This window comes from Luteibacter sp. SVR4-7G (assembly GCF_056755555.1).
This window is the reverse complement of record NZ_JBPGXO010000081.1, coordinates 1-7,548: the sequence shown is the minus strand read 5'-3', so window position 1 is coordinate 7,548 and position 7,548 is coordinate 1. Positions and strand designations below refer to the sequence as shown.

Annotated in this window: 4 protein-coding genes; 3 read left to right on the top strand and 1 reads right to left on the bottom strand. The window is 66.3% G+C overall.

Annotation, left to right across the window (positions count from 1 at the left end):
* Positions 1 to 148: 148 nt before the first annotated feature.
* Complete coding sequence (locus tag ACR9ZH_RS18275; protein ID WP_481292189.1) at positions 149 to 1,567, bottom strand: aldehyde dehydrogenase family protein; 1,419 nt, start codon at positions 1,565 to 1,567, stop codon at positions 149 to 151.
* 118 nt (positions 1,568 to 1,685) lie between these two features.
* Between ACR9ZH_RS18275 and ACR9ZH_RS18270 the strand changes: the two genes are divergently transcribed.
* The 3 genes from ACR9ZH_RS18270 (at position 1,686) to ACR9ZH_RS18260 (ending at position 6,810) form a co-directional block, all read left to right on the top strand.
* Positions 1,686 to 2,573 carry a LysR family transcriptional regulator gene (locus ACR9ZH_RS18270; RefSeq protein WP_481292188.1) on the top strand — a complete coding sequence of 296 codons (888 nt, stop codon included), beginning with the start codon at positions 1,686 to 1,688 and terminating at the stop codon, positions 2,571 to 2,573.
* 80 nt (positions 2,574 to 2,653) lie between these two features.
* Positions 2,654 to 4,888, top strand: a complete 2,235-nt coding sequence (locus ACR9ZH_RS18265; RefSeq protein ID WP_481292187.1) for a DUF5916 domain-containing protein — start codon at positions 2,654 to 2,656, stop codon at positions 4,886 to 4,888.
* Positions 4,889 to 4,992: 104 nt separating this feature from the next.
* Complete coding sequence (locus ACR9ZH_RS18260; RefSeq protein ID WP_481292186.1) at positions 4,993 to 6,810, top strand: glycoside hydrolase family 15 protein; 1,818 nt, start codon at positions 4,993 to 4,995, stop codon at positions 6,808 to 6,810.
* Positions 6,811 to 7,548 lie beyond the last annotated feature (738 nt).

The window sequence follows — 7,548 nt, the reverse complement described above, 5'->3', positions numbered from 1 at the left end:
GTCGTCCCGCAGACGTTAGCAGAGGAACGGGCGATGTAGGAGCGCGCGGTGCGCGCGACATCTTTTGAGGCCGTGCCATGGGGCTGGCGCGCCAGCTTGAAGGCTGGGGCGAAAAGATGTCGCGCGCAGGCGCGCTCCTACAGGGGGACTAAAGGCCCAGGAGGGCTTTGGGCTCCAGGTAGGCTTCGAGGCCAAAGCGTCCGTGCTCGCGACCTAGGCCGGATTGCTTGAAACCGCCGAAAGGCGCCTTCGGATCATGGGTCAGCGTATTGACCAGCACGCGACCGGCGTCGATACGCGATGCCACGCGTGCCGCACGCGCCTCGTCGGAGGAATGCACGTAAGCCTGCAGGCCGTAGCTGGTGTCGTTGGCGATCGCGATGGCGTCTTCCTCGTCGTCGTAAGCGATGATGGAGAGCACCGGCCCGAAGATCTCCTCGCGGGCGATGGTCATGTCGTTGCGCACGTCGGTGAACAGGGTAGGGCGGACCAGCCAGCCACGCGCATGGCCTTCCGGACGGCCCTCGCCGCCGGCGATCAGCCGCGCACCTTCCTCGATGCCCTTGCGGATATAGCCCTGCACGCGCTGCCACTGCTTCGCGCTCACCATGGGACCGACCTCGGTGGCGGGATCCCCGGGATCGCCGGAGACGACGGCTTCGACGGCCGCCTTCGCCATCGCCTCGAACTCGGCAAGGCGCGAACGCGGCACGAGGATGCGCGTGCCGGCGATGCAGGCCTGGCCGCTGTTCATGAAGCCCGCCGCGACGACCAGTGGCACCGTCTTCGCGAAATCCGCGTCGTCGAGGACGACGCTGGGAGACTTGCCGCCCAGTTCCAGCGTCACGCGCTTCAGCGTGTCGGCGCTGGCCCGGACGATGCCCTTGCCCACGGCGGTCGAACCGGTGAAGGAGATCTTCGCGATGTCGGGACTGGCGACGATCTCGGCGCCCACGACGTCGCCGCGGCCGGTGACGATGTTGAACACGCCGGGAGGCGCGCCTGCCTCGTGCAGGGCTTCGGTAACGATCTGCGTTTGCAGCGCGCTCATTTCGCTGGGCTTGATGACTGCGGTGCACCCCGCCGCGATGGCCGCGGCGAGCTTGCCGCAGATGAAGCCGGCGTTGCTGTTCCAGGGCGTGATGAGCCCTGCGACGCCCACCGGCTGCATGACCACGGTTGCGGAACCCATGCGCCGTTCGAAGTCGAATGCGCGCAGTGTCTCGATCGCTTCGGCGAATACGCTGGAAGCATGGCCGGCCATCCAGCGGCCCCGCGAAACAGGCGCACCGTATTCCTCGCGGATCGCGTCAAGCAGATCGTCCTCGCGGGCTCGCACCGCGTCGTGCATGCGCTGGAGCAGGGCGGCGCGCTCGTCGATGCCGGACCGGGAGAACGTGGCGAAGGCGCGCTTCGCCGCGGCGATCGCGCGCCGGGCGTCCTCCGCGTCACCGAGGCGAACGGTGCCGATGACTTCCTCGGTGGCGGGATTGAAGAGTTCGAAGCGCTCTTCTCCGTGCGGGGCGACGAAGGCGCCGTCGATGTAGATGTGGTCGATGGTGTGCATGCGAATTCCTGGCGAACGTTGGGAACAGGGGGAGGAGCCGTTGCCTGGAAGGATGCGGCCGGGCGATTAGTCTGATAAGAAGGACAAAGCCGAATGACTTGTTAAGCAGGGGCGGATAATGCGATCTGGACTGACCGAGCTGGAAGCCGTGCTGGCCGTGGCCCATCACGGCAGTTTCCGCGCCGCCGCCGCAGCCCTGGAGATGTCCACCTCGGCGCTCAGCCAGGCGGTGGCCTCGCTTGAGGCCCGCATCGGAACGCGGCTTTTCCACCGGACCACCCGCAGCGTCCGCCTCACCCAGGCGGGGGAGCGGTTCGTGGCGGACGTAGGTCCGGCGCTGGCGGACATCCGTGGCGCCCTGGAACGGGCCAGCGACGAGGGCGGGGCGCCGGCAGGTACCTTGCGCCTCAATACGTCGATGGGCGGTGCGCAGCGGGTCATGCGGCCTTACCTGATTCCCTACATGCGCCGCTACCCGGGCGTGCACGTAGATCTCGTGACCGAGGGCCGCATGATCGACATCGTGCGGGAAGGCTTCGATGCCGGGTTCCGCACGGAAGACACCGTGCCCGGCGACATGGTCGCCGTTCCCTTTGGCCCCCGCATCCGCTTCGCGGTGGTCGGCTCCCCGGATTATTTCGCGAGGCACGGGCATCCGCGCACCCCCGCCGACCTCGCCAGGCATTCTTGCATACGCGCCCGCATGCCGGCGGGGCAGATATATCGCTGGGAATTCGAGCGGCATGGGGAGCCGTTCGCCGTGGAAGTGAGCGGCGCGCTGACCCTCGACGAGCCGCAGCTCATGCTGGAAGCCGCCGTGGCGGGGCTCGGCCTTACCTACCTCACCGAATTCAACGTGGAGGAAGCGCTCGCCGCAGGCCGGCTCGAACGCGTGCTGGAGGAGTGGACGCCGCCCTTCGACCGGCTATGCCTTTACTACCCCGGCAGGCGCCATGTGCCCGCCCCTTTACGCGCGTTGATCGATCTGATCAGGGAAACCGGCTGAGCGCATGGGCCAAGGGTCATGGCAAACCTTTGCGCTTCCACAGGCATCCTTTCCGCAAGTTTCCACGTCCCGGACTCCCCATGCGTTCTCGCTTCATCCTCGCCGCCCTCCTGGGCCTCGCCGCCGCCCCCGCCTTTGCGGAGGTCACGATCGACGGCCGTATCGATCCTGCGGAATGGGCGGGCGCGAAACACATCGTCGACTTCCGCCAGACCCAGCCGTTCACCGGCAAGCCCGGCAGCCAGCCGACCGAGGCATGGGTGCTGTCGACGCCGAAGGGTCTCGCCGTGGCGATCCGCGCCACGCAGCCGGACGGCGCGGTGATTCGCTCCCGCCAGCAGACACGGCGTGACGAGAACGCCCTGGTCGACCGCATCAACGTCATGGTGGACTTCAACGGCGACGGTCGCGTGGGCTACGACTTCGAGGTGAAGTCGCAGGGCGGCATCGCCGACGAGGTGATCACCAACGAATCCGACTTCAGCTACGACTGGGACGGCCGTTGGGACCACGCGGTGAGCGAGGACGCCGATGGCTATTCCGTGGAGGTGCTCATTCCCTGGTACATCGCGCCCATGCGCAAACCGGATGGCGACGAGCGCACCATCGGCCTCTACATCGACCGCGTCATCGGCAGTACCGGCGAGCGCATGGGCTGGCCGACGATCACCTTCGACCAGGGCCGTTTCCTTTCCAGTTTCCAGCGTGTGCAACTGCCTGCGTACTCGCAGTCGCTCTTTGCCGTGACGCCATACGTGGTCGGAAAGGTGGACCGCGTGAATGGCGGCACGTCGTTCGAGCAGGGCGCGGACATCCTTTGGAAACCCAACGGACAGACCCAGCTCACCGCCACCATCAATCCCGACTTCGGCCAGGTGGAGAGCGACGACCTTGTCGTTAACTTCTCTCCGGAGGAAACCTTCTTCACCGACAAGCGCCCGTTCTTCACCGAGAACCAGGGCATCTTCGACTTCAGCCTGCTGGACGACTATTCGCAGCTGGTCTACACGCGGCGCGTCGGCGGCGCCTCGGACGATGGTCACGGCGCCGCCGACATCTCGGCGGCGGTGAAGGTCAACGGCAGCGTCGGCTCGACCAACTACGGCATCCTGACCGCGCAGGAGAAGGGCGACGCGGGACGCAGTTTCGGCGCCCTCCGCCTCAGCCAGAACATGGGAACGCAGACCTTCGGCATGCTCGCCACGCATGTCAGCCATCCCTATCTCGACCGCGATGCCAACGTGCTCGGCTTCGACCATCGCTGGCAACCCAACGCGGACTTCACCATCACCAGCAACGTGGTGGGCAGCAAGATCGACGAGCCGAACGCGGGCACCTCGGGCCTCGGCGCCACCAGCATCGCGTACTGGCAGATGAACGATGTCTGGGCGCAGCAGTGGCTCGGCATGTACTTCGGCCACCGGCTGGATATCGACGACTTCGGCTACCTGCCGCGCAACAACATGGAATACCTGCACTGGGAAGTGCGCCGGCGGGTGACCGGACTGCCAGCGGATTCGGCATACAATTCGCACCTGTGGCAGTACCGCATCTCCGGCGCGGACAATACGCGGGGCCTTCCCATCAGCCGCCGGTTCCGCATCGTGCGCAACAGCCAGCGCCGCGACGGCGGTGAGGAAGAGTGGCGGCTGGATACCTTCAGCGCAGCCTACGACGACCTGCTCACGCGCGGCGGCCATGCGCTGCACACGCCGCCGACGGCGAAGCTGCAATACGAGCGCACTCGCCCCCGCGTGGGACGCTGGGCCTGGGAAGCGGAGGGCTTCATCACCGGCAACCAGCTCAGCGGCTACCACCGTCTCGGCTACTACTTCAAGTTCACTCCCACGTACTTCATCACCGACGCCTTCAGCGTTTTCCTGGGCGGCAGCTACGAATGGGACCCGAACTGGCTGATCTGGCAGGGGCACGGCAACCTGCTGGGTTCCTACGACGGCCGCACCATCGGCATCGACAGTGGCCTCAACTGGAACCTCAGCAACAAGCAGGAACTGCGCGTGAAGCTGCAGACGCTGGCGGTGGGCGCGAAGCTGCGCGACACGCTGGAGGTGACGCCCAGCGGCGGCACCGTCCATAGCGACGAACCGGTGGACGGTCTTGGCGTGGCGAACCTGGGCTTCCAGATCCGCTACCGCTACGAGATCGCGCCGCTGTCCGACCTCTACATCGTCTACAACCGGGGCGGTTATGAGGACGACACCGAGGACGACGTGAACTCACAGTTCCGCCACGGCTTCAGCCTCAAGGACATCAACGAGGGCCTGGTCAAGATCGCCTATCGCCTGGAGTTCTGATGCGGGAGGCGCCTGCGCGCTAGCCCGTGGCGGTGCTCCCGGGTAGAGCCCGGCTTCACATGCCGTATGGCATTCCTCTGCCACGGACGGCCGCGGAGAGCCCTGTGCCACATCGAGAAAATCCCGTGCCGGGGCGCAGCATCGGCGAGCATGGCGTCATCGGGAACCAGAACACCATCGCGCTCGTCGCCACCGACGGCACGATCGATTTCCTGTGCTGGCCGCACATGGACAGTCCCTCGGTGTTCGCGGCCCTGCTCGACCCGGTGAAGGGTGGCGAGTTTTCCGTCACGCCGGCATTGCCGGATGCGCGCCGCATGCAACTCTACGTGCCCGAGACGAACGTACTCGTCACGCGCTGGATGGACGAAAAAGGCAGCCTCGAGCTGACCGACTTCATGCCGCATCCCGAGGCGGACGTTCGCCTCCCGCGCAGCCTGATCCGCCGGATGCGCGTGTCGCGGGGCAGCGTGAAGATCAAGGTCCGCTGCCGCCCCCGGCTCGACTATGCGCGTTGCGTCCCGTACGCGGAGGAGTACGGCGACACGGTGGTGTTCCATGACGGAGCGCACTCGTTGCGCCTCGGCGCGTCGGTACCGTTGCTGGTCGGCGAGGGCGAGGCGCATGCGGAATTCGAGTTGCGCGTGGGCGAGGAAGCATGGTTCGTGCTCTGCGGCGAGGAATACGATCCCCTCGACGCCGGGGAATGTGTCGCCGCGCTGGAAGCGACCGCCGACGCGTGGCGCCGCTGGGCGCGCCGCTCGAACTACCGCGGACGCTGGCGGGAGCATGTCGACCGCTCCGCCCTAGTCCTGAAGCTGCTGACCTCGCATGAACACGGTTCGATCGCCGCAGCGGGAACCTTCGGCCTGCCCGAAGCCACGGGGGCCGGACGAAACTGGGACTACCGCGCCAGCTGGATACGCGATGCCTCGTTCACCGTATACGCCTTCATGCGCCTCGGCTACGTCGAGGAGGCCGAGCACTTCCGCCAATGGTCCGAAGAACGCTTCATGGAGCTGGACGAGCATGCCGGGCTGCGGGTCATGTACGCGCTCGACGGCAGCGAGGCCATGGACGAGTCGACCCTGGACCACCTCGCCGGCTACGCGGGTTCCAGGCCGGTGCGCATAGGGAACGCGGCGCGCGTGCAGACCCAGCTGGACATCTTCGGCGAACTGATCGACAGCATCTATCTTTCGAACAAGTACGGGCGGGCAATCAGCCACGAGGGCTGGACGCACGTGAAGCGTCTGATCGACTACGTATGCGAACACTGGCAGGACGCGGACGAAGGCATCTGGGAGGTGCGCGACACGCAGCGGCATTTCCTGCATTCGCGACTGATGTGCTGGGTGGCGCTGGACCGCGCGGTGCGCCTCGCACGCAAGCGCTCGCTACCGGGGCCGGTGGTGGACTGGGCGATGCAACGCGACCGCATCGTCGACGACATCTGGGCCAACTTCCGTCATCCCGAGCACGGCTATTTCGTGCAGACGAAGGGCGGCAAGGACCTCGATGCCGCGGCACTGATGATGCCGCTGGTCCGCTTCGTCTCGGCCACCGACCCCGTATGGCTGAAAACGCTGGACGCGATCGGCAGCCAGCTCACCGATGACGGCATGGTCTTCCGCTACCGCAACGCGGACGGACTGGAAGGCGGCGACGGCGCGTTCACCACCTGCACCTTCTGGTACGTAGAGTGCCTGGCCCGCGCGGGCCGCCTGGACGAAGCACGCGAGGCGATGGCACGCGGAATCCATTACGCGAACCATCTCGGACTGTTCTCCGAGGAACTGAGCCCACGCGCCGAACCGCTCGGCAATTTCCCCCAGGCACTCACCCACCTGGCCTTCATCAGCGCCGCCTACTACCTCGACCGCCGGCTGAGCAGCCCCCAGGGCGAGGTGTGGCAGCCGTGATGCCACGCATCAGGGCGAGTACTGAATCATCTCCATTCCCCCGGTGATAGCGCCGGGAGAACCAACACACCAGCCACAATCGACGAAGCCATGTAGGAGCGCGCCATGCGCGCGACAGCCTTTCGCGTCGGTTGGCCCGCTGGCGCGTGCCCATGTCTTAAGCGGCTTCGCCGCAGGGAGAGGCTGCCGGCTCGGCTATCGCCATCGCGCTTGGTTTTGGGCGTGGCGGCGGGTCGCCGGCGCCTGCCATTTTTGTCGCTAAGTCCTCGTCCGGCCTATGCCTCCCTGCGGAATCGCTCCAAAAACGGCAGCCACCGGCTCCTCCCAACACTGCGGTTGCATGCGGCAAAAGCCAGAGCGACGGCTCGCGTGTTTCCGTGGCAGCACGCTCGCCGCACCGCGCGGAATCAACGCAGCCCTGTAGGAGCGCGCCTCGCGCGCGACATCTTTTCGCGAACGACTTCACGTACGCTCTGAGCGCTTTCGCAGACGTGCAGCCAGAGTCACTAGGCTCCCGCCTCCGCGGGAGCGACGGGTAGGAAGGAAGGCGACATCTTGCAGGTCGCGCTTCGCGTTGCAGGCCGCGCGTCGCGGGCGATTCCCGCAGCGCGTGCGCACACGCGCGCGTCGTTTGAGTTCCGTCGTACAGACAAGCCCCAACCGACTTGCTATGTTCGGGCTGTTGCCTGCGCTTCTGATCAAAAGGCGTCGCAGGCAACCATCGCATCGAAGCGGTGA

What these genes read in the sequence shown, in the direction of transcription:
- ACR9ZH_RS18270 (WP_481292188.1), top strand. Translation starts at nt 1,686, where the DNA reads ATGCGATCTGGACTGACCGAGCTGGAAGCCGTGCTGGCCGTGGCCCAT.
- ACR9ZH_RS18265 (WP_481292187.1), top strand. Translation starts at nt 2,654, where the DNA reads ATGCGTTCTCGCTTCATCCTCGCCGCCCTCCTGGGCCTCGCCGCCGCC.
- ACR9ZH_RS18275 (WP_481292189.1), bottom strand. Translation starts at nt 1,567, where the DNA reads ATGCACACCATCGACCACATCTACATCGACGGCGCCTTCGTCGCCCCG.